The sequence below is a fragment of the Promicromonospora aerolata genome (assembly GCF_042682255.1).
Lineage (GTDB): Bacteria > Actinomycetota > Actinomycetes > Actinomycetales > Cellulomonadaceae > Promicromonospora > Promicromonospora aerolata.
In genome coordinates this window covers 3,602,540-3,628,230 of the sequence record NZ_JBHUHF010000001.1, presented here as the reverse complement: position 1 = coordinate 3,628,230, position 25,691 = coordinate 3,602,540, and the positions used below count along the sequence as shown (strand labels likewise).

General features: G+C 72.0%; 22 protein-coding genes. 15 read left to right on the top strand and 7 right to left on the bottom strand.

What is annotated here, in order from left to right; genetic code table 11:
- The 4 genes from ACFSL2_RS16185 to fbaA all read left to right on the top strand — a co-directional run bounded on the left by ACFSL2_RS16185 (window position 1) and on the right by fbaA (window position 3,630).
- Window positions 1-1,107 (top strand): amidoligase family protein, encoded by a 1,107-nt coding sequence (locus ACFSL2_RS16185; protein ID WP_377198816.1) that lies wholly within the window; start codon window positions 1-3, stop codon window positions 1,105-1,107.
- Entirely contained in the window at window positions 1,104-1,700 is a 597-nt protein-coding gene (locus ACFSL2_RS16180; protein ID WP_377198815.1) for a SigE family RNA polymerase sigma factor, read from the top strand. The genes ACFSL2_RS16185 and ACFSL2_RS16180 overlap by 4 nt, the downstream gene beginning before the upstream one ends.
- Window positions 1,697-2,419: a hypothetical protein gene (locus tag ACFSL2_RS16175; RefSeq protein WP_377198814.1), complete on the top strand. Its 723-nt coding sequence runs from the start codon at window positions 1,697-1,699 to the stop codon at window positions 2,417-2,419. Before ACFSL2_RS16180 ends, ACFSL2_RS16175 begins: the two co-directional genes overlap by 4 nt.
- Window positions 2,420-2,604: 185 nt before the next feature.
- Window positions 2,605-3,630 carry a class II fructose-bisphosphate aldolase gene (gene fbaA / locus ACFSL2_RS16170; RefSeq protein WP_377200838.1) on the top strand — a complete coding sequence of 342 codons (1,026 nt, stop codon included), beginning with the start codon at window positions 2,605-2,607 and terminating at the stop codon, window positions 3,628-3,630.
- Between the two features lie 90 nt (window positions 3,631-3,720).
- Here the strand turns inward: fbaA and ACFSL2_RS16165 are convergent, their stop codons facing one another.
- Window positions 3,721-4,191, bottom strand: a complete 471-nt coding sequence (locus tag ACFSL2_RS16165) for an STAS domain-containing protein (protein ID WP_377198813.1) — start codon at window positions 4,189-4,191, stop codon at window positions 3,721-3,723.
- Window positions 4,192-4,518: 327 nt separating this feature from the next.
- Here ACFSL2_RS16165 and ACFSL2_RS16160 point away from each other — a divergent pair, with 327 nt between their 5' ends.
- Entirely contained in the window at window positions 4,519-6,810 is a 2,292-nt protein-coding gene (locus ACFSL2_RS16160) for a SpoIIE family protein phosphatase (protein WP_377198812.1), read from the top strand.
- A 90-nt stretch (window positions 6,811-6,900) separates the two neighbouring features.
- Here ACFSL2_RS16160 and ACFSL2_RS16155 read toward each other — a convergent pair whose 3' ends face one another.
- On the bottom strand, window positions 6,901-7,305 hold the full coding sequence (locus ACFSL2_RS16155) for an STAS domain-containing protein (protein WP_377198811.1): 405 nt from the start codon (window positions 7,303-7,305) through the stop codon (window positions 6,901-6,903).
- Between the two features lie 140 nt (window positions 7,306-7,445).
- On the opposite strand from ACFSL2_RS16155, the gene ACFSL2_RS16150 reads away from it, so the two are divergent.
- The 3 genes from ACFSL2_RS16150 to purD all read left to right on the top strand — a co-directional run bounded on the left by ACFSL2_RS16150 (window position 7,446) and on the right by purD (window position 10,564).
- The gene (locus ACFSL2_RS16150; protein WP_377198810.1) at window positions 7,446-7,889 is read left to right on the top strand and encodes a DUF3151 domain-containing protein; all 444 of its coding nucleotides are present in this window, start codon (window positions 7,446-7,448) and stop codon (window positions 7,887-7,889) included.
- A 75-nt stretch (window positions 7,890-7,964) separates the two neighbouring features.
- Window positions 7,965-9,257 carry an adenylosuccinate synthase gene (locus ACFSL2_RS16145; RefSeq protein WP_377198809.1) on the top strand — a complete coding sequence of 431 codons (1,293 nt, stop codon included), beginning with the start codon at window positions 7,965-7,967 and terminating at the stop codon, window positions 9,255-9,257.
- Between the two features lie 17 nt (window positions 9,258-9,274).
- The gene (purD, locus tag ACFSL2_RS16140; protein WP_377198808.1) at window positions 9,275-10,564 is read left to right on the top strand and encodes a phosphoribosylamine--glycine ligase; all 1,290 of its coding nucleotides are present in this window, start codon (window positions 9,275-9,277) and stop codon (window positions 10,562-10,564) included.
- A 12-nt stretch (window positions 10,565-10,576) separates the two neighbouring features.
- Here the strand turns inward: purD and ACFSL2_RS16135 are convergent, their stop codons facing one another.
- Window positions 10,577-12,823, bottom strand: coding sequence for a substrate-binding domain-containing protein (locus tag ACFSL2_RS16135; protein WP_377198807.1), 2,247 nt, complete (start codon window positions 12,821-12,823; stop codon window positions 10,577-10,579).
- A gap of 63 nt (window positions 12,824-12,886) precedes the next feature.
- Between ACFSL2_RS16135 and ACFSL2_RS16130 the strand changes: the two genes are divergently transcribed.
- The 3 genes from ACFSL2_RS16130 to ACFSL2_RS16120 all read left to right on the top strand — a co-directional run bounded on the left by ACFSL2_RS16130 (window position 12,887) and on the right by ACFSL2_RS16120 (window position 17,005).
- On the top strand, window positions 12,887-13,999 hold the full coding sequence (locus ACFSL2_RS16130; protein ID WP_377198806.1) for a LacI family DNA-binding transcriptional regulator: 1,113 nt from the start codon (window positions 12,887-12,889) through the stop codon (window positions 13,997-13,999).
- A 139-nt stretch (window positions 14,000-14,138) separates the two neighbouring features.
- Window positions 14,139-15,542, top strand: a complete 1,404-nt coding sequence (locus ACFSL2_RS16125; RefSeq protein ID WP_377198805.1) for a glycoside hydrolase family 6 protein — start codon at window positions 14,139-14,141, stop codon at window positions 15,540-15,542.
- A gap of 698 nt (window positions 15,543-16,240) precedes the next feature.
- A complete protein-coding gene (locus tag ACFSL2_RS16120; protein ID WP_377198804.1) occupies window positions 16,241-17,005 on the top strand; it encodes an alpha/beta hydrolase family protein in 765 nt (254 codons plus the stop codon).
- A gap of 18 nt (window positions 17,006-17,023) precedes the next feature.
- Here ACFSL2_RS16120 and ACFSL2_RS16115 read toward each other — a convergent pair whose 3' ends face one another.
- Complete coding sequence (locus ACFSL2_RS16115) at window positions 17,024-17,761, bottom strand: hypothetical protein (RefSeq protein WP_377198803.1); 738 nt, start codon at window positions 17,759-17,761, stop codon at window positions 17,024-17,026.
- Window positions 17,762-17,988: 227 nt separating this feature from the next.
- Here ACFSL2_RS16115 and purS point away from each other — a divergent pair, with 227 nt between their 5' ends.
- From purS to ACFSL2_RS16100, 3 genes are read left to right on the top strand one after another with little or no spacing between them, the layout of a single operon-like run.
- Complete coding sequence (gene purS / locus ACFSL2_RS16110; RefSeq protein ID WP_377198802.1) at window positions 17,989-18,285, top strand: phosphoribosylformylglycinamidine synthase subunit PurS; 297 nt, start codon at window positions 17,989-17,991, stop codon at window positions 18,283-18,285.
- Window positions 18,285-19,034, top strand: a complete 750-nt coding sequence (purQ, locus tag ACFSL2_RS16105; RefSeq protein ID WP_377198801.1) for a phosphoribosylformylglycinamidine synthase subunit PurQ — start codon at window positions 18,285-18,287, stop codon at window positions 19,032-19,034. The genes purS and purQ overlap by 1 nt, the downstream gene beginning before the upstream one ends.
- A 27-nt stretch (window positions 19,035-19,061) precedes the next feature.
- The gene (locus tag ACFSL2_RS16100; protein WP_377198800.1) at window positions 19,062-20,267 is read left to right on the top strand and encodes a GNAT family N-acetyltransferase; all 1,206 of its coding nucleotides are present in this window, start codon (window positions 19,062-19,064) and stop codon (window positions 20,265-20,267) included.
- 52 nt (window positions 20,268-20,319) lie between these two features.
- On the opposite strand, the gene ACFSL2_RS16095 is transcribed toward ACFSL2_RS16100, so the two are convergent.
- A complete protein-coding gene (locus ACFSL2_RS16095) occupies window positions 20,320-21,120 on the bottom strand; it encodes an MBL fold metallo-hydrolase (protein WP_377200837.1) in 801 nt (266 codons plus the stop codon).
- A gap of 124 nt (window positions 21,121-21,244) precedes the next feature.
- On the opposite strand from ACFSL2_RS16095, the gene ACFSL2_RS16090 reads away from it, so the two are divergent.
- On the top strand, window positions 21,245-23,734 hold the full coding sequence (locus tag ACFSL2_RS16090; RefSeq protein WP_377198799.1) for a glycoside hydrolase family 3 N-terminal domain-containing protein: 2,490 nt from the start codon (window positions 21,245-21,247) through the stop codon (window positions 23,732-23,734).
- 51 nt (window positions 23,735-23,785) lie between these two features.
- Here ACFSL2_RS16090 and ACFSL2_RS16085 read toward each other — a convergent pair whose 3' ends face one another.
- Together ACFSL2_RS16085 and ACFSL2_RS16080 are read right to left on the bottom strand one after the other, a co-directional pair.
- Window positions 23,786-25,054: an O-succinylhomoserine sulfhydrylase gene (locus ACFSL2_RS16085; protein WP_377198798.1), complete on the bottom strand. Its 1,269-nt coding sequence runs from the start codon at window positions 25,052-25,054 to the stop codon at window positions 23,786-23,788.
- Window positions 25,051-25,500, bottom strand: coding sequence for a rhodanese-like domain-containing protein (locus tag ACFSL2_RS16080; RefSeq protein ID WP_377198797.1), 450 nt, complete (start codon window positions 25,498-25,500; stop codon window positions 25,051-25,053). Before ACFSL2_RS16080 ends, ACFSL2_RS16085 begins: the two co-directional genes overlap by 4 nt.
- Window positions 25,501-25,691 lie beyond the last annotated feature (191 nt).

The window sequence follows — 25,691 nt, the reverse complement described above, 5'->3', positions numbered from 1 at the left end:
GTGCGCCCGGCACCGCCGACGACTCGTCAGGAGGCGACCATCGACACCCTCACGCTGCGCACGGGTTTCGAGATCGAGCTGCTCGCGCCCGCCGGTTCCGACCGGCAGCTGCTCGCGGACGCCCTCGCCGCCCGCAGCGGCGGCCAGGTGCACCGGTCGTTCCACACCGACAGCGAGCCGTCGGCGGTACCGGGCGTCGGGACCTTCCGGCACCTGTCGCCCGCGTTCGACGTGGTGGACGGCACCGGCGCCCCCGTCGCGCGGCTCGTGGACGACATCACCATCGTGTCCGACCTGTCCGGCACCACGACCCGCCCCGGGCACCACGGCTGGTACCGCGTACTGTGCGACGAGCCCCGCCTGCTGCGCCTGATCGAGCGACGCACCGACCCCGACGCGGCCCTGCCCGACGTCCTGGCGCCCGTCGCCGAGCTGTTCGGCACGCAGGTCGAGCTGCGGGGCGGCGCGGCGCGGGTGAACGACGCGACGGGCGCCACCGTGGCCGTCGCGATGCCGCTGCCCGCGGGCCGAGAGCGTCCCTGCGAGGTGATCACCCCGCCCGTCGTCCGCGACCACGGCCGGATGCTCGACGCGCTGCTGACACCCGCGCGGGAGCTCGGATTCACGGTTCCCGCCGAGGCCGCGGTCCACCTGCACCTGGACGGCGCAGCCTTCCGGCGGCCCGCGACGTTCGCCAACCTGGTGCGGTTGTTCGGGTACTGGCGGGAACCGCTGTGGGAGGCGCTGGGCACCAACCCGGCGTGCCGGCGCCTGGCTCCGCTGCCCGCCGAGCTGCTCCGGCTCGCCGAGCGCCCCGACCAGTCCTGGGCCGGGTTGAGCGCCGCGGCACGCACCACCGGGCTGACGAAGTACGCCGACGTGAACCTCACGCAGCTCGTCGCCACGAGCCCCGTCCGCGACACCGTCGAGGTGCGCATCCTGCCGGGCGCGCTGCAAGCCACCGACATCGTCCGGAGGGCCGCGCTCGTCGAGCGCCTGCTGCTGCGGTGCCTCGACGGCGACCCCGTACCGCTGCCCGACGGCGGTGCGGTGCACGATCCGGCAGGGGTGCTGCTGGACCTGGCGACCGCAGGTGCCGGCCGATGACGATCTGGGTGGAGTCCTCCGGCCCGAACGGCACGCCGGCGCCACGGGCGGAGGCACAGGTGCCCATGGACGGTACCGACGAGGCCAGCAGGGCCCGGACGCTCGACGAGCTGGTGCGCACGCACCTTCCCGGACTGATCCGGTACGCGACGGTGCTGGTCGGCGACCAGCACACCGCCGCCGACCTGGTGCAGGAGGTGCTGCTGCGCGCGCACCAGAGGTGGCGCCGGATCGCCCTGACCGACCGTCCCGACCTTTACCTCCGGCGCATGGTCACCAACGAGCACCTGTCCTGGCGTCGGCGGTGGCACGTGCGGATGATCCAGCCCACCACCGACGACGAGCTCGCCCGGCGCGGAGGCGCCGCAGCCGACCACGCGGAGGCACACGCGGAGGAGGACGCCATGTGGGAACGCCTCCAGCGGCTGCCGCCGCGGCAGCGCACCGTGCTCGTGCTGCGGTACTACGAAGGGCTGCCGGACGTCGAGACGGCGGCCGTGCTCGGTACCTCGGCGGCCACCGTCCGCTCCCACGCCGCGCGCGCCCTGGCCACTCTCCGGCGCACCGACCCGACCAACCTGGAGACGAGATGAACCAGCACCGTCCCGTCCCTCCGCCGGTGCCCGGGCCCCGGCCGGAGGGCGACGCAGCGCATGACGGGCCCACGGCACGCCCTGAGCTCCCAGAGCGGATCGGTGCGGCCCTGCGTGCGCGGGAGCCGAACGCCGCCGTCACGGCTGCCGCCGCTCAGCGGATCGCCGCCACGATCGACGAGGCGGCCGACGAGCGCCGTGCCGTCGTGAGCCCGTTCGTCCGGCGTGCGGGCACGTTCGCCGTCACGGGCGTCGTCGCGTCGGCACTGGGCGTGGTCGGCGCGGGTGCCGCTGCGGCGGCCAACCCCTTCACGGGCTTCGCCGCCGCGGTCGACGGCGTCGCCGTCGCCGTCGGCGTCGACTGGTCCTCGATGCCCGACGGCTACACGCGCGACCAGTACGACGCGTTCTGGGGCGCCGGGTACACGTCGGCCGACCTCGCCGCGCTCAAGGACCTCTGGCAGACCGGTTCGCTGGAGATCAAGGCGCGCGCGGGCCAGATGATCCTCGACGGCGAACCGGTCCCGGTGGCGCCCGGCACGTTCCCTGACGAGGAGCCGCGTACGCCCTCGATGGACGAGCTCGATGCTTTCCGGGACGCCGGGTACACGGCCGACGACGCCGAGGAGCTGGCCCGGCTGTGGCAGGTCGACATGGGCGAGGCCAAGGCGCGGGCAGGAGACATGATCCTCGACGGCGAGACGCCCCCGCTGCCCTGACCCCGCGCTCACCGCCTCGACCGGAGGCCTGAGAAGCCCGAGCAGACGAAAACCACAGTGATCCGGCCGTTCGACTGTCGAACGGCCGCACACAGCTGCCTGTGGATCGTGGCAAGATCGATGGTGCATCCCCGGGCGGCCTCGGACACTCTTGCGACCGCCCATCTCACCAGTCGTTTGGAGTTCTGCAGATGCCCATCGCAACCCCTGAGGTCTACGCCGAGATGATCGACCGGGCGAAGGCCGGCAAGTTCGCCTACCCCGCGGTCAACATCACCTCGTCGCAGACCATCACTGCCGCACTTCAGGGCTTTGCCGAGGCGGAGTCGGACGGCATCATCCAGGTCTCCGTGGGTGGCGCCGAGTACGCGTCGGGCTCGACGGTGAAGGACCGCGTCTCCGGCTCGCTCGCGCTGGCGGCGTACGCGCACGAGGCCGCCAAGGGCTACGGCGTCAACATCGCCATCCACACCGACCACTGCACGGCCGACAAGCTCGACTCCTGGGTCAAGCCGCTGCTCGCGATCGAGGCCGAGCAGGTCAAGAACGGCGGCCTGCCGACGTTCCAGTCGCACATGTTCGACGGCTCCACCGTGCCGATCGAGGAGAACCTCGTGATCGCCGCCGAGATGCTCGAGCTGTCGCAGGCCGCGCGCACGATCCTCGAGATCGAGATCGGCGTCGTCGGTGGCGAGGAGGACGGCCACACCGCCGAGATCAACGACAAGCTGTACACCACGCCCGAGGACGGTCTGGCCACCATCAAGGCCCTCGGCTCCGGCGAGAAGGGCCGCTACCTGACCGCCCTCACCTTCGGCAACGTGCACGGCGTGTACAAGCCGGGCTCGGTGAAGCTGCGTCCGGAGATCCTGCTCGACATCCAGAAGGCGGTCGGCGCGGAGATCGGCAAGGAGATGCCGTTCGACCTCGTGTTCCACGGTGGTTCGGGCTCGACGGCGGAGGAGATCTCCGCGGCGGTCGACAACGGCGTCATCAAGATGAACATCGACACCGACACCCAGTACGCGTTCACGCGCCCGGTCGTCAGCCACATGTTCAAGAACTACGACGGCGTGCTGAAGATCGACGGCGAGGTCGGCAACAAGAAGGCCTACGACCCGCGCGCCTGGGGCAAGACGGCGGAGGCCGGTATGGCCGCCCGCATCGTCGAGGCCTGCCAGCAGCTCCGCTCGGCCGGCCACAAGATGTGACCCGACCGCTCGGATGATCGGCAAAAGGTCAGGTGATCGGTAGTTCGAACTACCGATCACCTGACCTTTTGCCGATCGTCGCGGAAGGTGTCAGCCGCCTACCCCGGCAGGGGTTGCGGCGCCGCCGGACGGTGGCGGGCCGGACGGGCCCTCGTCGTCCAGCTCGAAGCCCGGGTCCTCGTCCACGATGTCGAGGAGGTCCCCGATCCGTGTCACCTCGAGCAGAAAGCGCACCGTCGGAGGTGCGCGCAGCACGCGTACCCGGTGCGGGCTGCGACTCGCGAGACGCGCGAGGAACGCGACGCCTGACGAGTCCATGAAGGTCACATGATGCGCGTCGATCTCGACCGGGAGACGTGACTCCTCGGCCGCGGCCGTGGCCTCGTGCAGATCTCCGCCGATGTCCGCGTCGATCTCTCCGGAGAGCACGATCCGGGCACGGGAGCGGCCCACGATGACGTGGATGCTCGCGGGATCGCCGATCTCGGGGGTCTGATGGCCGGGGTCCTGGGGGCTCCCGCCCTGCGGACCGCGCGGGGGGTCGTAAGTTCCGTCCTGCACGGTTCTCCTTCCGGGAGCAGTGGTCGTGGCGCTGTGTCGGTCCGATGATAGAGGTTGAGGTTCATATCTCGGACCGTCCCAATCTACGGTTGAATGTCCTGCTGGAACAGCACCTCGAGCAATAGATACCGTTGGGAGGGCATTTTGACCGATTCGTCCGGTCTAACACCGTCCTCTCCGCCGCCGCGGCACCCCGGCCTTTCTGTATTCGGCCTTGGTCCGACTCAGGACGGGACAACGAACGGTAGAACGAGCAGAGCAGCGAACGGTACGTCGAACGGGAGCGGCTTCGACCCTGGTCGGCCCGCGCCGCCCGTCGCCGCGAGCGTGCCCCCGAGCATTCCGCCGAGCAACCCGCCGCGCGGTGCGCACCGGGCACCGGGCGGCGCGGAGTCGCGCCGGCACGCGTCGGTGTCCGGCATCCCGCGCACCTTGCCGCCGTCCATCGGTGACGTGGTCCTGCGTGCCGCCGTGAACGTGGGCATCCCCGTCTTCCTGACCGGGCCCACCGAGGACGGCATGCCGATGCTGTGGGCCAACAGCGCGTTCGAGCACTACGCGGGCGTGCGCTTCACCGACTTCGCCGGGTACACGGTGCGCCGGCTCGGCGAGATGCTCGTGGAGCCGCAGGACCTCGAGCGCATGACGGAGCTGGTGAACGCCGGCCAGGAGGTCCACGCGACCGTACGGTCCCACCTGCGCGGTGGTGCGCACGGCTGGGCCCAGCTCACGCTCACCCCCGCCCGTGCCGGCCACAGCGACCGCATCACCCACTGGGTCGGGTTCAGCGTGGACGTCTCCGACCACATGGAGCGGCACGCGGCCCAGCTCGCGAGCCTCGAGGTCGAGCGGCAGCAGCGTGAGGACCTCGACCTCATCGCGCAGACCACCGAGATCCTGACCGACCTCGAGTACCCGTACGCCCTGCGCGACATCGCGGAGCTGCTCCAGTCGATGGTGCGCTGGGCCGGCTTCTACGTGAACGACGACGGCCTCAAGCACGCCGCCGGCATCGACGTCGCGGCGCCGCCGAGCGGCCGGGGCCGCCGTCATGCGCGCTATATCGAGGGCGACAACATCGCGGACAAGACGCAGCGCCGTCGGCCGCAGACCGATGCGCTCGGTGACTCCGTGACCACCGGACCTATGCCCATCCTCGAGGTGGTGGACTCGGTCCAGGACGTGCTCGACGGGGTGCTCGACGGCCCCGTCGCGCTGCACCTCGACATCCCGCACGCACCGCACTCGGCGTCGGGCTGGCTTCAGCGCGACCTCACGCTGCGCCTTGCCGACGACCTGGGCAAGGCTCCCGACTCGGTGGTGGTGCACCCCGTGGCGGGGCGGCGCGACGTGCTCGGGCTGGTCGTGATCGTCCCGGACGAGGACGAACCGGGTGACTACGTCGAGGCCGACGAGCCCGACACGCTGCGCACGGTGGTGGAGGTGGTGGCCCGCCGGGCGGGCAGCGCCATCGACAACGCGCGCATGTACGCACGGGAGCACCGCCTCGCGGAGACCCTGCAGCGCGCGATGCTCCCGGAGCAGGCCGACGTCGCGGGGCTCGACGTGTGGACCTACTACGCCCCGAACGCCGAGCACGCCCAGGTCGGGGGTGACTGGTACGACGTGCTGCAGATCTCGCCGGAGCTGGTCGGCCTGGTCATCGGCGACGTCGTGGGGCACGACGTCGAGGCGGCCGCCACGATGGGCCAGCTACGGTCCGTGGTGCGCTCGTACGCCTTCGAGCTGTCCACGCCGAGCCGGGTGCTCGAGCGCGTGGACCAGCTCGTCGCCGGCATGGGCATCCCACGCTCGGCAAGCATGGTGTACGCCTCGCTGAAGCGCGAGGAGGAGCCGGACGTCTGGACCATCGGCTACTCGCGTGCGGGGCACCTCCCGCCCCTCCTGCTGCGTGCGGGCGAGGTGATCAAGCTCGACGAGGGCGGTGGCGCGCTCGTCGGCTTCGGTTCCCGCGAGCGGACCACCGGCGAGGCGCTCCTCCAGCCCGGCGACACGCTCCTGTTCTACACGGACGGGCTGATCGAGCGGCGCGACCGGTCGCTGCGGCTGGGCCTCGAGGCCCTGCTGGAGACGGCGTCGGCCATCACGGCGCGTGATGCGGCGGGCGTGGGTGAGGAGCTGCTCTCGCGCCTGGCCGACGCGCCGGAGGACGACGTCGCGATAGTCGTGGTGCGGATCCCCGACCCGACCGGTGATGCAGGGGAGACGGCTCTGTCGCCACGGTGGCGGCGCTGGATGCTGCCGAGCGAGCCGTCCTCGATCGGGCGGGCCCGCCACGCGGTGCTGCGCACCTGCCAGGCCTGGGGCATCGAGGAGTCCGCGCAGGCGGAGCTCGTGGTGTCGGAGCTGGTGGCGAACGGCGTGCTGCACGGCTGGGGGCACATCGCGCTGCGGCTGTACGACACGGGTGACGGTCTGCGCATCGAGGTCGAGGACAACAACCCGGCGCCGCCGGTCGCCACCGACGGGCACCCTAACCGCCTGGGCGGGTTCGGCATGCAGATCGTGGACCGGCTGGCGGAGTGGGGCTGGCGCCCCTCGGGTTCCGGAAAGCTGGTCTGGGCGAAGCTTCGTCGCCAGCCCACTCCGCCGAAGTAGGTCTCGGCCGAAGCAGGTCTCGACGGGCTCGACCACCGGTGGTCGAGCCCGTCGAACCGGGCCACCCGTCGAACCGGGTTGGATAACGTTTTACGCGGTGGACGCGTCGCGATGCGATAACGGGGAGCTGTCGTCATCCCGCGACGCCATGACCGCGAACCCCGAGTCCGGGGCGGCGGGCTCGCACGAGTGCTCGTCGTCGACGCGGAAGAGCTCCATCGCTCCGCACACCTCGAGCACGAACAGGTCACGCTCGTCGGCCCCGCGGATCACGGTGGCACCGCCGCGCTTGCGGCCGGCGTCGGCGAGCGAGATGAGGAACGCGGCTCCCGTGGAGTCCATGAACGTGACCCGGCACATGTCGATGACGAGCAGCTGCCGGCGCAGGCCGACGACGCGCGCCGCGATCTCCGGGAACTGGTCTCGTTCGGCGAGGTCGAGGTCGCCGGCGATCACGAGCGTCGTCGTCGTGGGAGACGTCGCGATCTCGATCATGTGTCGAGCGTAACGACTGTTGCCCGATCGCACCGGATGAAAGGCAAAATTCACCGTCCCGGCGGACGCCCGGGGCAATCGGGTGCGACCCCCTGGCGTCCTGGTGCCCGTCCCCGGCCCGCGGGTGTGAGGATGTGGGCATGAGCACTCACGACAACCTCCTGCAGGGCCCGGCACCGACTCTGCTGCCCGACGAGTATCCGGCGGTCCGCGAGCGGCTGACCAGCGGAGACGACCCGGTCGCGGTGGCGGCGTCGGCCCCGGCGTCCTCCCTCGCCTGGGCGGTCCTCGCCGAGGGTGCGCTCGCGGCGGACAGCGCCGCCGGCAACGTCGAGGCCTACGCCTACGCGCGTACCGGCTACCACCGCGGGCTCGACGCGCTGCGCCGGGCCGGCTGGCGCGGGCAGGGGCCGGTCCCGGCGAGCCACGAGCCGAACCAGGGCTTCCTCCGGGCGCTGCTCGCGCTCTCGCAGGCGGCACGCCTGATCGGCGAGGAGGATGAGGCAGAGCGCTGCGCGAAGTTCCTCGTGGACTCCGGCACGTCGGTGGACGAGGTACGCGCCCTGGCGTCCACCACGAAGTAGACTCGGGCGCGGCCCGCGGGCGCCATCGTGCGCACCACGCGGAGCAACCCCAGCAATCCGAGAAGGTGGAGATCCATGCCAGGCGTCGTGCTCGTCGGGGCCCAGTGGGGCGATGAGGGCAAGGGAAAGGCGACGGACCTCCTGGGCTCCCGCGTCGATTACGTGGTCAAGTTCAACGGTGGGAACAACGCAGGACACACCGTCGTCATCGACGACGAGAAGTACGCGCTGCACCTGCTGCCGTCAGGGATCCTGTCGCCCGGCGTGGTGCCGGTCATCGCCAACGGCGTGGTGGTCGACATCGAGGTCCTGTTCGAGGAGCTCGACGCCCTGATCGAGCGCGGGGTCGACGTGTCCCGGCTGCTCGTCTCGGGCAGCGCCCACATCATCGCCCCGTACCACCGCACCATCGACAAGGTGACCGAGCGGTTCCTCGGCAAGCGCCGCATCGGCACGACGGGCCGCGGGATCGGGCCGTCGTACGCCGACAAGATCAACCGTGTCGGGATCCGCATGTGGGACCTCTTCGACGAGAAGATCCTGCGCGCCAAGATCGAGGGCTCGCTGGACCAGAAGAACCATCTGCTCGTGAAGGTCTACAACCGGCGCGCCATCACGGTGGACGAGACGCTCGACGAGCTGCTCCAGTACGCCGACCGGCTCCGCCCCATGGTCACGGACACCGCGGTCGAGCTGGACAAGGCTCTCGCGGCGGGCAAGAACGTCCTGTTCGAGGCCGGCCAGGCGACCATGCTCGACATCGACCACGGCACCTACCCGTTCGTGACGTCGTCGAGCGCGACGGCCGGCGGGGCAGTGACCGGGGCGGGCGTGGGACCCACCCGGATCGACTCCGTGATCGGCGTCATCAAGGCCTACACGACGCGTGTGGGCGAGGGGCCGTTCCCCACCGAGCTCTTCGACGACAAGGGCGAGTTCCTGCGCAAGACGGGCGGCGAGTACGGCGTCACCACGGGCCGCGCGCGCCGCACCGGGTGGTACGACGCCGTGATCGCCCGCTACGCGACCCGGATCAACGGGCTCACCGACATCGTGCTCACCAAGCTCGACGTGCTCACCGGCATGGAGAAGGTGCCGGTCTGCGTGGCGTACGACGTCGACGGGGTGCGCTACGACGAGATGCCCACCGACCAGACGGCGTTCCACCACGCGAAGCCGATCTACGAGCAGCTCGACGGCTGGTGGGAGGACATCTCCAAGGCCCGCGCCTTCGAGGACCTGCCGCCGAACGCCCAGGCCTATGTGCGGGCTCTGGAGGAGATGTCGGGCACCCGGATCTCCGCGATCGGCGTCGGCCCGAAGCGGGACGAGATCATCCCCCTCCACGACCTCATCCACCCGCGCTGAGAGAGACCTCTGCCACAGTGAAGATCCTTGTCATCGGTACCGGTGCCCGCGAGCACGCCATCATCCACTCCCTCCACCGGGAGACGGCGTCCGGGACTGCCGTCCATGAGCTCCACGCCGCGCCCGGCAATCCGGGCATCGCGGAGCTGGCCACCATCCACAAGGTCGATCCCCTCGACGGCACGGCGGTGACGGCACTCGCCGAGCAGGTCGGCGCCGAGCTCGTCGTCGTCGGGCCGGAGGCCCCGCTGGTCGCCGGCGTGGCGGACTCGGTGCGGGCGGCCGGCGTCCCGGTGTTCGGGCCGTCGGGCGAGGCGGCCCGCCTCGAGGGCTCCAAGTCGTTCGCCAAGGAGGTCATGGCTGCCGCGGGTGTGCCGACGGCCATGGCGCACGTCTGCACCGACGCCATGGAGGTCGCGGCGGCGCTCGACGCGTTCGGCCCCCCGTACGTGGTCAAGGACGACGGCCTCGCGGCCGGCAAGGGCGTGGTCGTCACGGAGGACCGTGAGGTGGCCCTGACTCACGGCGAGGCCTGCCTGGCCCACGAGAACGGCCGTGTGGTGGTCGAGGAGTACCTCGACGGCCCCGAGGTCTCGCTCTTCTGCGTGTCCGACGGCGTCACCGTGGTTCCGCTGGTCCCCGCGCAGGACTTCAAGCGCGTCGGCAACGACGACGAGGGCCTGAACACGGGTGGCATGGGTGCCTACACCCCGCTCGACTGGGCGCCGTCGGACCTGGTGGACGAGGTGCTGACCCGGGTCGCCCAGCCCACGATCGAGGAGATGGCGCGTCGCGGCACCCCGTTCTCCGGTGTCCTGTACGTCGGGATCGCGCTCACGAGCCGGGGCACCCGGGTGGTCGAGTTCAACGCGCGCTTCGGTGACCCGGAGGTCCAGTCGGTGCTGGCCCGGCTCGTCACCCCGCTGTCGGAGATCCTGCTCGCCGCGGCGCGGGGCCGGCTCGCCGAGCTGGAGCCGCTGCGCTGGCGGCCCGAGGCGTCGGTGACCGTGGTCGTGGCGTCGGAGGGGTATCCCGAGCTGGCCCGGACCGGCGACCCGATCACCGGCATCGAGGACGCCGAGGCGCTCCAGGGAGTGCACGTGCTGCACGCGGGCACCGGCCGCGCCGACGGCGGCGACCTGGTCAGTGCCGGCGGTCGGGTGCTGTCCGTCGTGGCGCTCGGCAGCGACCTGGCGGAGGCCCGACGCCGGGCCTACGAGGGCGTCGCGAAGATCGGGCTCACGGGTTCGCACCACCGCACGGACATCGCCCTCCGGGCGGAGCGCGGCGAGGTCACCGTCCCGTAGTGGCCGCGGTGCTCACCGCGCCACTCCCCGCCGTTCTCGTGTCGGCATGCCGGTGACGTCCATGAGCACACCGATCATGCGTGCGCGGATGCCGGCGTCGTCGGTCACGGTGGTGGCCCGGCAGCGCACCCACATCTCGCGGCCGTCGGCGGCGAGCAGGCGGTGCTCCAGGTCGAGCGGCGCCGCGGTGCCCGCGAGCTGGCGCGCGATGGCCGTCTGCACGGTCCGCACGTCCCGCGGGTGCACGCGTCCGGTCCACTCCTCAATGCCGGTGCACGGGGCGTCGTCGGGCAGGCCGACCAAGGCGCGCCAGGTGCGCGAGTAGAAGACCTGACCGGTCGCGATGTCCCAGTCCCAGGTGCCCTCCAGGGCCACGTCCTGCACGAGGGCGTTGCGCTCGACCTCGGTGCGCAGGTCCAGCACCAGCGCCTGTTCCCGCTCCGCGGCCTCCGCCAGTGCCGCCCGCTGTCGTTGCAGCGAGGTGAGGCGGTCCTCCCGGTCCAGGGCGACGGCGACCATGGCCGCCCAGTGGTCGTACTTGTCGCGGGAGCTGGTCGCGTGCGTGTCCACGCCCCCGCCGATCGCGAGCATGCCCCAGTCGCTCTGTCCGAAGGTCACCGGCACCACGAAGACGACGCCCTCGCCGGCCAGCGCGGGCGGCGGAAAGCTGCCGACCGGTAGCCGGGTGCCGACCAGGGCGCTCGCCGTGCGGGACACCGCGGTGGTGCCCACGATCTCGAGCGTCCGTGCCCCGTTCACCGGACCGGGCGCCGGTGCGGTGCCAGGTGCCGGAGCGGCCTCGGCGTCGGTCCACAGCGCGAGCGTGGCGGGACCGCGGTGGCCGCGGGGGAGCCAGGTGAGGGCACGGATCGCTCGGCCGTCGCCGTGCAGCAGGTCGAGGTCGAGCTCGTACTGGTCGGTGATCGTGCGCTCGAGCTGCCCGGACCGGGCCAGCAGGGTCTGGGTGCAGCCGGCGCTGAGAGCGACGAGCACGTCGGTGGCCGTGTGGGTGACGGCGCGGGTCCGTGCGGCGCGGCTGGGGACGCTCGGCCGCGCGCCGGGGGCGGTCGGCACCCGCTCGCGTCGGACCTGTCCCCTGAACTCCTCCTCGACGGACCGCAGCGCGGGGATGAGCTGTTCCAGGGCCTCCGGGTGTGGCCGCAGCGCCCGGGTGCTCTCGGCGAGGCTCGTGAGCGTCGCCTGGGTGGGTGCCTGGCCCAGCGCCGCGGCGCTCCGGAAGAGCCGCTGGACGCCGCGGAGCCAGGAGTCGAGGTCGGCGCCCGGTCCGAGGCGCGCCTCGGCGCCGTCGAACGTCGCACGTGCCACCTCGCCGAGCCGGCGCCACGCCGTCGAACGCTCCTGCGCGGGCGGGTCGTCGAGGAGCGTGGCCGCGCGGGCGTCGAGGCAGCCGCACGACTCCCGCGTGACGAGCGTCGAGCGGGGCAGGTGCTGGCCGGCGACGCGCTCGCCCCGTATCCGGGCGAGCAGCAGGGTGACGGCGAGCTCCCCGACCTGGTCGTGGTGCGGGTCGACGGAGGCGAGCCGTGGGCGCACCCGGGCGCCGGCCTCCGAGTGGTCGAACCCGACGACCGCCTGATCGCCCGGGAGTGACAGGCCCTGCGCGCACAGGGCTCGGGAGAAGCCGATCGCGTTGCGGTCCGTGGCGGCGACCGTCGCCGTCGTGGGCAGCCCCGGACCACCCACGAGAGCCTGTGCCACGCCGGCGGCGCTCGTTTCCTGGTTGTCGGCCGTGCGGTAGAGCCACTCGGGCCGGGGCGTGATGCCGTGTGCGACGAGCGTGGCGCGATACGCCTCGTGGCGTTCGACGATGTCGGCCTGCCGCAGGTTGCCGAGAAACCCGATCTCCCGGTGCCCGTGCGCGATGAGGTGCTCCACCGCGGCGCGAGTCCCACCCTCGTTGTCCGGTGTCACCACCGGTGCGTCGATGCAGGTGGTGCGCTCGCTGACCAGCACGATGGGCGTACCGTCACCGTCGATCCGGAGCAGCGTGGCCTCGTCCACGGCGGTGGTGATGACGATGACGCCGTCGAGCCGGCCGAGGCCGACGGCCGCCGTCCCCGGCGGACGGTCCGGGAACTGCTCCCGTTCCAGGTCCGCCGGGTAGGTCTGCACCGCGACGACGCGGTGCCCGTCCGGGCGGACGGTGCGCGCGATGCCGGCGAGCACCCGCCCGAAGTAGTAGCCCCCGACCACCGGGGACAGTACCCCGATGACATACCTGCGCTTTCCATTCAGCATGCAAATACACCCGTCTTCGTCGACGCTGTGCAAAATTCACCCGAGGGTGCATGCTACGTGGTTATGACCCCCAGGTCGCGACCGAACGATGATGAATTGTCCGATTGCCCGACACCTCCCCGGCGGCCCACGATTGTTGACGTCGCCAGGGCGGCAGGGGTGTCCACCGCCGTCGTCTCGTACACGCTGAACGGGCGCAGCGGGGTCTCGGCCACGACCCGGGAACGGGTGCTCCGGGTGGCGGACGAGCTGGGCTGGCGACCAGCCACCGCTGCCCGGTCTCTCCGCAGCGGCCCGGCCGCGGCGGCGCTGGTGGTGGTGCACGACCAGCCGTTCGGCACGCGCGCGGCGTTCCCGCTCGACCTCGTGTCCGGCGCCCTCCAGACCCTGGGTCCGGACACGCTCACGCTGGCCCTGCACGTCGCCGAGTCGCCCGCCGGTGCCGCACTGCTCATGGACCGCTGGTGGACGGAACGCCGCTACGCGGCCTTCGTGGTGACGGGGGTCCGGGTCGACGACGCGCGGCTCGCGGCCCTGCGCACCCTCCCCGCGCCCACGGTGGTGGTGGGTGCCGCGGCCGACGGCGGGCCGCCTACCTGGCGGCACGTGGTGCTGGACGACGGCGAGGCGTTCACGCAGCTGGGCGCCTTCCTCGCCGACCTCGGGCACCGGCGGATCGCGATGGTCGCGGGGTCGGAGAGCCTCGTCGCGCCGGTCCGTCGGGCCGCTGCGCTCGAGGCGGCGCTCGTGCGGCACGGCATCCAGCTGCGCACCGTCGCGGGCGACGGCCCCGAGCGGGCTTCGGCGGCCCTGCGCCCGCTGCTGTCCGCGGCCGACCGCCCCACCGCCATCGTGACCGACGACGACGCCACCGCCGGCCTTGTGCTCGACGTCGCCCGGCGGCTCGGTCTCGGCGTGCCGTGGGACCTGTCGATCGTGGCCGGGACCGACTCGCCGGCCTGCTACCTGACGACGCCGTCGCTCACCGCCGTCCCGTATCCCGTGGAGGAGCTCGGCCGGGCGACCGGCTGGGCCCTGCGCGCGGTACTCGGCACCGCGACGTCCCGGCGTGCGGTGGGGGCGGATCCCGTGGGGGGTGTGGACCCGCCGTCGGGCGCCGTGCCCGTGGGGCGGCTGGTGGTGCGCGGCTCGACGGCACCGCCGGCCGGCGACTAATCGTTTAAGAAGGTTCTGTCACGGGCCAACGGTAGGCAAAGGTGCGACGTGCCGGGCGGAACGAGCCGCCGCGGTGCGCGTGGCGTCGTCCGGCCCGAGCCGGCGTGGCACGCGCTCGGTTCGGCCAACGGAGGTCACCGTGTCAACAGCAGCAGGCCGCGCACGCGGCACGTCCCCACGCAGGTCACGCGTACTGGCGGCAGCAGCAGCGGGTGCGCTCCTCGCGGCGCCCGCACTGGTCGCCACGAGCGCGCCCGCCGTCGCGCTCGAGGACAACCCGTTCGTCGGGGCCGGGCAGTACGTCAACCCCGACTGGTCGGCGTCGGTCGAGGCCGCCGCCGGGCAGGTGAACGACCCTGGTCTCGCCGCCGACATGCTGGCCGTCGCCGACGAGCCGACGTCCGTCTGGATGGACCGGATCGCGGCGATCGAAGGTACGGAACGGCAGCACGGCCTGGAATGGCACCTCGACCAGGCGGACGCCCAGTCGGGCAGTTCGCCCCTGGTGTTCAACCTCGTCGTCTACGACCTGCCGGGCCGCGACTGCCACGCCCTCGCCTCCAACGGTGAGCTGCCCGCCACCGCCGCGGGGATGGAGCGGTACCGGACCGAGTACATCGACCCGATCGTCGCGCTCCTCGACCAGCCGGAGTACGAGAACCTGCGGATCGTCGCCACGATCGAGCCCGACTCGCTGCCGAACCTCGTGACCAACCAGTCCGACGCCGACTGCGTCACCGCGGCGCCCTACTACCGCCAGGGAGTCCAGTACGCGCTCTCCGAGCTGTACGAGGTCGGCAACGTGTACTCGTACCTGGACGCCGCCCACTCGGGGTGGCTGGGCTGGCCCAACAACGCGAGCGGCTCCGCGCAGGAGTTCGCGAACGTCATCGAGGGCAGCACCTACGGGTGGGCCGCCGTGTCCGGCTTCGTCACCAACACGGCGAACACCACGCCGCTGGAGGAGCCGTTCCTGACCAGTCCCGACCTCCAGGTCGGCGGCGGCCAGGTCAGGTCGGCCGGCTGGTTCCAGTGGAACCCGGACTTCGACGAGGTGGACTGGACGGCGCACCTGTACGACCTGATGGTCGCCCAGGGCGCACCGTCGAGCATCGGCATGCTCATCGACACGTCGCGCAACGGCTGGGGCGGTCCCGACCGTCCGACGGCGGTGAGCACCTCCACCGATCTGAACACCTACGTGAACGAGTCCCGGGTGGACCGTCGCAACCACCGCGGCGCCTGGTGCAACCCGGCGGGTGCAGGCATCGGTGAACGGCCGACCGTAACGCCGTCGGGTCACCCGGAGTCGCACCTGGACGCCTATGTGTGGGTGAAGCCTCCGGGCGAGTCGGACGGCTCGTCGGTCGAGATCCCGAACGACGAGGGCAAGCGCCTCGACCGCATGTGCGACCCGACCTACCAGTCGGGCGAGCTGGGCGGGAACTACACGGGGGCGCTCGCGGACGCGCCGTTGTCGGGCCACTGGTTCCAGGCGCAGTTCGAGATGCTCGTCGCCAACGCGCACCCGGCGATCGACTAGCGGGGCGGCGGGCTCGGTGGGGTGACTGGGCTGGCTGGACTCGCTGGGCTGGCTGGACTGGCTGGGGAGACTGGACTGGCTGGACTGGCTGGACTGGCTGGACTGGCTGGGGAGACTGGGCTGGCTGGGTGCCCATCCGCTCCTTGCTCAGGTCCGCAGCCTCCCGGTTGCCGAACCGCAAGATACTCGTTCATCCGCGGGTCCAGCGTGCGCCGAACCGCAAGCTGATCGCTGATCCGGCCAGCTCCCGACCGCCGAGCCGCAAGTTGGTTGTTCATGTAGCCCGCTGGGATCGTCGAGCCGCAAGTTGGTTGTTCATGTAGCCCGCTGGGATCGTCGAGCCGCAACTTGGTCGTTCCTGTAGCCCGCCGGGATCGTCGAGCCGCAAGTTGTTGGTGTGTCTCGGGGTCGATCCGCAACATGCAGGTGCGGATCGGCCGTGGTGGACGTGTGTCTTGCGGTTCGGCGTCGCGGTCCGGGTTGAAGTTGCGGTTCGGCGGCCGGGAGCTGTTCCGGATCAACGAGTAAGTTGCGGTTCGGCGGGCCGAGTCCCCTCGATCAATCTCCCGAACAACGACCGATGTGCGTTTCGGCCGCCTCGGCCCCCGGCACCCTGGCCCGCCGCCGTCTTGCTGCACGGCGGCGTCATCTCCTGGAAACTCGGGTGGAGCTAACATCGTCGCTTCGTCGAGAGAGGAGTGACCGTGGCTGAGCGCGTCACGTTCGAGAGCATGTCCGGGCCGCGTCTCGCGGGCATCGTCGATCTGCCCGATGGCGAGGTGCGCGGCTGGGGCGTGTTCTCGCACGGGTTCACGCTGGGCAAGGACTCGCCGGCAGCGGCGCGGATCTGCAAGCAGCTCGCGAGCGAGGGCATCGGGATGCTGCGCTTCGACAACCTGGGCCTCGGCGACTCCGAGGGCGACTGGGGTGACGGGTCCTTCACGCACAAGGTCGCGGACACGGTGCAGGCGGCCCGGTTCATGGCCGACCAGGGCCGGCCGGTGCACCTCCTGGTGGGGCACTCGTTCGGCGGGGCCGCCGCGATCGCCGCCGCCAAGGAGATCCCGGGCGTGCAGGCTGTCGCGACGATCGGGGCGCCCGTCGAGCCGCGGCACGCGGAGCACAACTACGACGCCGTCCTGGGCCGGGTGTTCGCCGACGGACACGCCCAGTGGATGGTGGGTGGGCGTGCCCTGACACTGAAGCGGCACTTCGTCGAGGATGTCCGCCGGGCCGACCTGCGGTCGAAGATCCGCGAGATGGACTCGCCGCTGCTGGTGATGCATTCGCCCACGGACAGCACGGTGGACATCTCGAACGCCGGGGAGATCTTCCAGGAGGCCCGGCACCCGCGTTCGTTCGTGTCGCTGGAGGGCGCCGACCACCTGCTGACCGCGCCCGGTCAGGCCAAGCGCGCTGCCCGGATCATCAGTGCCTGGGCGGACCAGTACCTGACGGTCTGACGCCACCGCCCCGCTCAGCTAGTCCGAGCGACCTGGTCGACGTCGCCTGGCAGGTGGTAGGAGGGCCGCCGCTCGTCGCCGCGCCAACGTCTCCGGCGTCGGCCGGTGCTCGCAGAACGCGACGCCGTAGAGGAACGTGACGGTGACGGCGAGCATCAGGATCTCGCCGCCGTCCTCCAGCGAGCTGAGGATCACGTGCCAGACGCCCCGGTTCGTCGTGAAACCGTGCACTGCGTCGATGCCGACGCCGCACAGTACGAGGAGGGCGAGGAGCGCCGTGAGCACCCGGGACACCGCACGCCACTCCGGCGGGGCGAACCGGTGGCCCGCGGCGATGACCGTGAGCAGCAGGGTCCCGATGGCCGCGAGCCAGACGATCTCGCCCACCGGCTGCCCGTACGGGTATGGGATGGTGACGTTCGCGGAGACTACCTTGGCCATGCGCTCGTGCAGCATGAAGTAGTCGTCCGCGAGGAGCACGACGAAGACCGCGGACCATCCGGCGAGCACCGGCTGCCGGTGCGAGACGGCGAGATACAGCGCGAGCCCCGCCGCCCAGGCCGTGAACACGTACCCGACCACCTCTGGCACACCGCGCTCGAGCGCGAACACGAACCCGGGCCACTCGGGGACACCCAGGAACGAGTGCGTGAGGAAGATCAGGTTCAGCCCGAGGGCGACCGTGATCAGCATGCCGAAGAGTCCCGCGACGGGGCGGTGCTCCAGCCCGAGGGCGACGGCGGCTCGAGTGTGCACAGAAGTTCTCCTTTGAGTCCTGCGTGGCCACGTCCTGCGTGGTGCGGATTCGCATACGGTTCCGCGAGCGGATGAGGTGATGAGGAGACCCGGATGAGAGCTCTCTCATCCGGGCGGCCGTGCGGGACCGTCGGCGGGCGCGGCGCAGGTCACTGTCCCTGGACAGCGAGGCACTCCGTTGCGCCAGTAGACTCTCCCCGGAATTCCCTCACCTTCAAGGAGCCTTCGTGGGACGCGTCGTCGTCGAGGTCATGCCCAAGCCCGAGATCCTGGACCCCCAGGGTAAGGCTGTTGTCGGAGCGCTGCCGCGCCTCGGCTTCACCCAGTTCTCGGGTGTGCGTCAGGGCAAGCGGTTCGAGCTTGAGGTGGACGGTGAGGTGACGCCGGAGATCCTCGCCGCCGCGCAGGAAGCAGCAGCCACCCTGCTGTCCAACCCGGTGATCGAGGACGTCGTGTCCGTCGCCGAGGCCACCGATCCCGCCGAGGTCTCCGGTGAGGCGAGCGGCGCACCGGTGGGTGCCTGATGTCGGCGATCGAGCCGACGCCGGCCGCCGCGCCGGTGCCGGGGATCAACGGCGCCCGGATCGGTGTGATCACCTTCCCCGGCACCCTCGACGACCGTGACGCCGCGCGCGCCGTGCGTCTGGCCGGCGCCGAGGCCGTGTCCCTGTGGCACGCGGACGCGTCGCTCCAGGACGTCGACGCCGTGGTGCTGCCCGGCGGCTTCTCCTACGGCGACTACCTGCGCGCCGGCGCGATCAGCCGGTTCGCCCCGGCGATGACCGCGGTGGTCGACGCCGCCAACGGCGGTATGCCGGTGCTCGGCATCTGCAACGGCTTCCAGGTCCTGACCGAGGCGCACCTGCTGCCCGGCTCGATGGTCAAGAACGACCACCTGCACTTCGTGTGCCGGGAGCAGTCGATGATCGTCGAGAACGCGCGCACCGCCTGGACCAACGAGTTCCGCCGCGGCCAGCAGATCAAGATCCCGCTGAAGAACCAGGATGGCCAGTTCGTCGCCGACGAGCGCACGCTCGACGAGCTCGAGGGCGAGGGACGCGTCGTCTTCCGCTACGACGGCTGGAACCCGAACGGGTCGCGCCGCGACATCGCGGGCATCACCAACGATCGCGGCAACGTGGTGGGGCTCATGCCGCACCCCGAGCACGCGGTCGAGCCGGGCTTCGGCCCGGCCTCCGCCGAGGGACCGCGCTCCGGCGTCGACGGGCTGGCGTTCTTCACGTCGGTGTTGTCGTCGCTGGTCCACGCGTGACGTCCGGGCTGGTCCGGGCAGGCGTGCATGACCGCTGACGTTCTCGCGGACATCGCGATCGAGACGGTCGGCTGGGACCACGGCGACGCCGTTCGCCTGCGTGCCGAGCAGCAGCAGGAGATCGACCAGCGGTACGCGGCCCTGGCGCCCTCCGCGGGGACCGGTCCGGGCGCCGAGCCACGCCCGCCGGGCCCCGACCCGCGCGACCAGGTCGACCCGTCCAACGTGTTCGCGACCCTGCTGCTCCGGGTCGACGGCGAGCCTGCCGGCCACGCCGCGCTGCGGGACCTGTCGGGCCGGGGCGACTACCAGGGCGGCCGGCACCCCGAGGGGACGGCCGAGGTCAAGCGCGTCTACGTGGCGCCGGGTCACCGCGGTCGCGGCCTGTCCCGCACTCTGATGAGTGCGGTGGAGGACGTCGCCCGCACCGCGGGCGTGCGGCACCTGATCCTCGAGACGGGCCTCATGCAGCCCGAGTCGCTGGGGCTCTACCTGCGGATGGGCTACGACCCGGTCGAGTCGTTCGGCGTGTTCTCGGACGAGCCGGGGTCCCGCTGCTTCGGCAAATGGCTGGCACCCGAGCCCGGCTCGGCCGCACCCGAGCCCGAGCCACCCGCGCCCGAGCCACCCGCGCCCGAGCCCGGCCCGGCCGCGCAGTCCGAGGCCGAGGCACCGGAGATCCGCGCGGTGCCCTGGAACGATCCCGGCGCGGCGGCCCTGCGGCGTGCCATGTGGGCCTTCCACCAGGAGCGCTATCCCGAGCTGGTGCGGAACGTCGAGGACCGGGGCGGGCACGACGTCGTCGACGCCGAGCGCGGACGCTCGGCCCTGGTGACGTTCCTCGCGACCGTCGACGGTCGACCGGCCGGATGCGCGACGCTCATCGCGGCGCAGGTGGGACCGGAACATCTCGCGGCCGACCCGCTCCAGGGTGTCCTCGGGCTCCCGGCCATCGGAGCATCGGGCGACGCTCCGGTGCCGTCAGGGTTCGAGATGCGCACCGTCTTCGTGGACCCGGCGGTCCGGCGCGCCGGCGTCGCGACGGCCCTGGTCCGGCAGATCGAGGCCGAGGCCCGACGTCGGGGTGGGCGCGCGCTCTACCTCGGCACCGGCCGTCGCCAACCGGAGGCGCTACGTCTCTACGTGAAGCTCGGCTACCGGCCGGTGCTGCCGTTCCCGCCCCATGACGACCCCCAGGACCCGCTGCTCCTGCTGCTGGGCAAGCCGCTCTGAGCAAGCCGCTCTGAGCCCTCGCCCGGCCGTGACTCGCGTCGCGGCCGGGCGGTCACCCCTCCCGCAGGTACTCCAGCTGTGCCCGGACCGACCACCGGGCCGCGCCCAGCACTGACGGATCGACGTCGGTGTAGACCTCCTTCGTCACCGCGTCCAGGAGCGTGTCCGGAAGCGGGGTCGCGGGGCCGGGAAGCTCCGCCGCGAGCGCCGCGAGCGCCGCACGCACCTGGTACAGCCGTTCCAGACGGTGCTCGCGGTACGCGCGCACCGTCGCGCCGAGGTCGGGGAGCACCGGCCCGTGCCCGGGCAGGCCGGGCCCGTGGGGCAGCGTGCTCAACCGGTCGAGCGAGGCCAGGTAGTCCCGGAGCGAGCCGTCCGGCTCGGCGAGCACTGTGGTCCCCTGCCCCAGCACCGTGTCACCGGTGAGCACCACGCCGCCCGACGCCGGGTCGTCGGCCGCCGACACCATGAAGCACACGGAGTCGGCGGTGTGCCCCGGCGTGGCCAGCACCTCGATGCGCAGGCCGGCGACGTCGAGCACCTCGCCGTCGGCCAGCGGTCCGGTGCGCACGTCGTCGGCGCGCCGCCGGCCGGCGACCGAGAACTCCGGCAGCGCGCCCCGCGACGGCGCGCCGGTCAGCTCGCGGAACCGGGCGAGCCCACCGGTGTGGTCCGCGTGCCGGTGCGTCACGAGGACCAGGTCCACCGGGCCGGCCGTGGCCAGCGCCGCAAGGTGCGGTTCCAACGAAGGGCCCGGGTCCACGACCACGCGGCCGCGTGCTCCCGGCGCGCCCAGGACGTACGACCGGGTGCCGTCGAGCGTCATCGGGCCGGGATTCTCGGCACGCAGCATCTTCGCAAAGGGGGCAACGGAGTCCACGTCGTCACCCTATCCAGCGGTCAACAGGGCTTGTGCCAGGGCGGACTCCGGTGTGTGATCGGTAAATCACCTCCCAAGGTCGAGAGGAATCCCCCGGATGTCCGCCATCGCCGGCATGGAGCAGCACCCCCGCGCACGCACTCTTCTCGCATTCCTCGCCGCAGCGGCTCTCGCCGTGACGCCCCTGCTCCTCTCCGCACCGACCACCCAGGCCGCTCCTGCCGGCCCGGGCGCCGACGTCGTCGTCGGTGCGCGCCCGGTCGTCCTCGTGGAGGACGGCGACACCGCCGCCGTCACGGTCACCGTGCAGGTGGCGGACAACGCCGTGCTGGCCGAGCCCGTCCGCGTCAGGTGGCGCACGGGCTCCGGCACGGCCACGGTCGACGCCGACTACGTCGCCGGCTCGGGCACGCTCACGTTCGCAGCCGGCACGCCGTCGGGCGCGGAACGCACCCTCACCGTCCAGACCCGGAACTCCACGGCGGGCGAGACGGCGGAGACCGTCCGCGTGGCCCTCGAGTCGGGGGACGCCGTGGTGTCGACGGAGCCCACCGTCGTGGTGCGGGCGCACGATCTGCCGTACCTCGACGAGCGGCTGCCCACGGAGGAACGTGTGGCGGACCTCGTGGGCCGGATGACGCTCCGGGAGAAGGCGGGGCAGATGACCCAGGCGGAGCGCGCCAACGTCGCGGGCGACCCGGCGGTGGTCACGGAGCTGGGGCTCGGCTCGGTCCTCAGCGGCGGCGGTTCCACACCCGCGGACAACACGCCCGCCGGCTGGGCGGACGCGATCGACGGTTTCCAGACGCGAGCGCTCGCGACCCGGCTGCAGATCCCCCTGCTCTACGGAGTCGACTCCGTGCACGGGCACGGCAACCTGGCCGGTGCCACGATCCTGCCCCACAACATCGGGCTCGGCGCCACCCGCGACCCGGGCCTCGTGGCCCGGGCCGAGCGCATGGTCGCCACCGAGACCCGGGCGACCGGCATCCCGTGGACGTTCGCACCCTGCCTGTGCGTGGTCCGCGACGACCGCTGGGGTCGCACCTACGAGTCGTTCGGGGAGCACCCGGCGCTCGCGAGCGTGCTCGGCACGGCCGCCGTGCGCGGGTTCCAGGGCAAGCACCTGGACAGCAACCGGTCGGTGCTGGCGACGGCCAAGCACTTCGTGGCCGACGGCGACACCGCCTACGGGACGGGTGAGGGCGAGTACCCGGTGGACCAGGGCGTCACGCAGCAGAGCCGCGCGCACGTCGAGGCGGTGGACCTGCCGCCCTACGTGGCAGCGCTCGGTGCCGGCGTCGGCTCGGTCATGCCCAGCTACTCCAGCATGGACTGGACCGACGACGGACTCGGCAACCCGGTGAAGATGCACGCCCACGACGAGCTGCTCACCGGATGGCTCAAGGACGAGCACGGGTTCGACGGTTTCGTCATCAGCGACTACCAGGGCATCCACCAGATCCCGCCGCTCGCGGACGACTCGCCCACGACCGGGCAGATCGTCACCGCCGTGAACGCGGGGGTGGACATGTTCATGGAGCCGTCGCAGTTCGAGCGGTTCCACACGCGGCTGGTCGCGGCGGTGCACGACGGCGAGGTGGCCGAGGAGCGGATCGACGACGCCGTGTCCCGGATCCTCGCGGCCAAGTTCGAGCTGGGCCTCTTCGAGGAGCCCTTCGCCGACCGCTCGCACGCCGGGAAGATCGGCTCGGACCAGCACCGCGCGATCGCGCGGAAGGCCGTGGCCGCGTCCCAGGTGCTCCTCAAGAACGATGACGCGGCACTGCCGCTGGACTCCGACGCGAGCGTCTACGTGGCGGGCCGCAACGCCGACGACGTGGGTAACCAGGCCGGCGGCTGGACCGGCACGTGGCAGGGCTGGTCGGGCGAGGTCACGGCGGGCACGACGATCCTCGAGGGCATCCAGGCCGCTGCGGGGGACGTCACGTTCAGCGAGGACGCCTCCGCGTCGACGGCCGGGGCTGACGTCGGCGTCGTCGTGGTGGGCGAGACGCCGTACGCCGAGGGGTACGGGGACGTGGGCGGACCCGAGTGGGCCTGGGACCCCGCGGACGGCGGTGTGCCCCGGGAGGAGAAGTCGATGGCGCTGCAGCCGGGCGATGTAGAGGTCGTGGAGCGGGTCTGCGCCGAGATCGAGACCTGCGTGGTCCTGGTCGTCTCGGGCCGGCCGCAGGTCGTCACCGAGCAGCTCGGGTCGATCGACGCGCTCGTCGCGTCCTGGCTGCCGGGTACCGAGGGTGCCGGCGTGGCGGACGTGCTGTTCGGCGAGCGCCGGTTCACGGGCCGGCTGCCGGTCTCGTGGCCGCGCTCCGCGGAGGATCCGGTGGTCAACGTCGGCGACGCGGGCTACGACCCGCTGTTCCCCTTCGGGTGGGGCCTGTCGACGGGCGGTCGGGGGTCGCACGTCGACCAGCACCGGCTGGCGCTGCAGGACGAGGTGCTGGACCCGGTCGAGGGCGTACCGCCGGCGGCCTCACGCGCGATCGCGACGTCGGACGAGGCGATGCTGGAGGGTCGCACCCGGCGCGCCCACGACATCCTCACCGCCGCCCTGACCCGCTGAGTGCTGGGTATTCGCGCTTTCTGGGGCTGTTGGGGCACGAATATCCAGCACTCATCGGTTGGAGTGGGCCAGGGCCTGCTCGAGGTCCTCGATCAGGTCCTGCGTGTCCTCCAGGCCGACGGAGAGGCGGACCGTCGTCTCGGTGATGCCGACGGCGGCCCTTCCCGCTGCGCCGAGCTTGCGGTGGGTGGTGGTCGCGGGGTGCGTGATGAGGGACTTGGCATCGCCGAGGTTGTTCGAGATGTCGATCACCTGGAGCGCGTCGAGGAACCCGAAGGTGTGCTTCTTCGCGGTCTCGGCGTCGGCGTCCGGCGGGACGGTGAGGTCGAACGTGACGACCGTGCCGCCGCCGCTCATCTGGGCACGTGCGAGGTCGGCCTGCGGGTGCGAGTCGAGGAACGGGTACCGCACCGCGCCCACGCCGGGGAGCGCCTCCAGGGCGTTCGCGACCGTCAGGGCACCGGCGCCCTGCGCCGCGATGCGCACCGGCAGCGTCTCGAGGCCCTTGAGGAGCGTCCACGCGTTGAACGGCGACAGCGACGGCCCGGTGTTGCGGATGAACGTCTGCACGGGCCCGGTCACGTACTCGGTGGAGCCGAGGATGGCGCCGCCCAGCACCCGTCCCTGTCCGTCGATGTGCTTGGTCGCGGAGTAGACGACCACGTCGGCGCCCAGCTCCAGCGGCTTCTGCAGCAGCGGGGTGGCGAACACGTTGTCGAGCACCACGGTCGCACCGGCGGCGTGCGCGAGCTCGACGACGCCGCGCACGTCCACGATGTCCTGCATCGGGTTGGACGGCGTCTCGCAGAACACGACGTCGGCCGGTGTCGCGAGCGCCTCCTCCCACTGGGAGAGCACGTGGCCGTCCACGTAGTCGGTATGCACGCCCCATTTGGCGAGGATGTCCTGGAAGATCACCATGCTGGACCCGAAGAGGGCGCGGGCCGCGACGATCCGTGACCCCGAGCTGACGAGTGCGGCCAGGGCGGTGAACACCGCCGACATGCCGGTCGCGGTCGCGTAGCAGGCCTCGGCGCCCTCGAGGAGCCGGATCCGCTCCTCGAACGTGTGGACGGTCGGGTTGCCGTACCGCGAGTAGACGAACCGGTCGAGGTCGCCGGTGAACGCGGCCTCGGCCTCCGCCGCCGTGTCGTAGACGTAGCCCTGGGTCAGGAACAGCGCCTCGCTCGTCTCCTGGAAGTCGCTGCGCTGGTGCCCGCCGCGTACGGCGAGGGTCGCGGGGCGGACACTGCGGGGGAGCGGCTTGCGGCCGGACCCCCCGGGGGCCGAGTCGGGCGGGAAGGCTCCGGTGACGGTCACTCGCCCGCCTCCGTCCAGGGCAGCCCGGCGACCTTCCAGCCCTGCTGGTCCCGGACGCCGTCGACCCCCGGAGCTCCCTCGAATCCCTCGAGCACGTTGTACGACGGGCCGAGGCCTGCGGCGGTGGCGAGCCGGGCGGCGCCGATGGAGCGCTGGCCGGAGCGACACAGGAAGACGACGGGTCCGGCAGTGACGCCCGCGGCTCTGAGCTCTTCCAGGAACCGGGTGTTGGGGCGGCCACCGGCCCGCACCCACTCACTGAACACCGGCTGGCTGCCGAGCGCGGTCGTGTCGGGGACGCCGATCGCCTGCCACTCGCCCTCGGTGCGGACGTCCACGAGCGTGGCGCCCGGGTCGGCGGCGAGCAGGTCCCAGGCCTGCTGGGGCGTGATGTCGCCGGCGTAGCCCTCGGCGGTACGGGCTTCGATGTGCGCGGGGACGCTCATGTGCTCCTCCATCGGTCGTGGCGGTAGCACCCTCGTCCGCCCTCGCCCTGCCAGGTCGACAGGGGCGGGGGCGCTGGGTTGCTGCGGCGTCGTCGTGCCACGTCACTCGGCCGCTCGGGATGGTCGTTCGCGATCGTACGACAAGTAGTCCGATGGGTGGGATGCCGTCTCGACAGGCGGCGTCGTTCGAC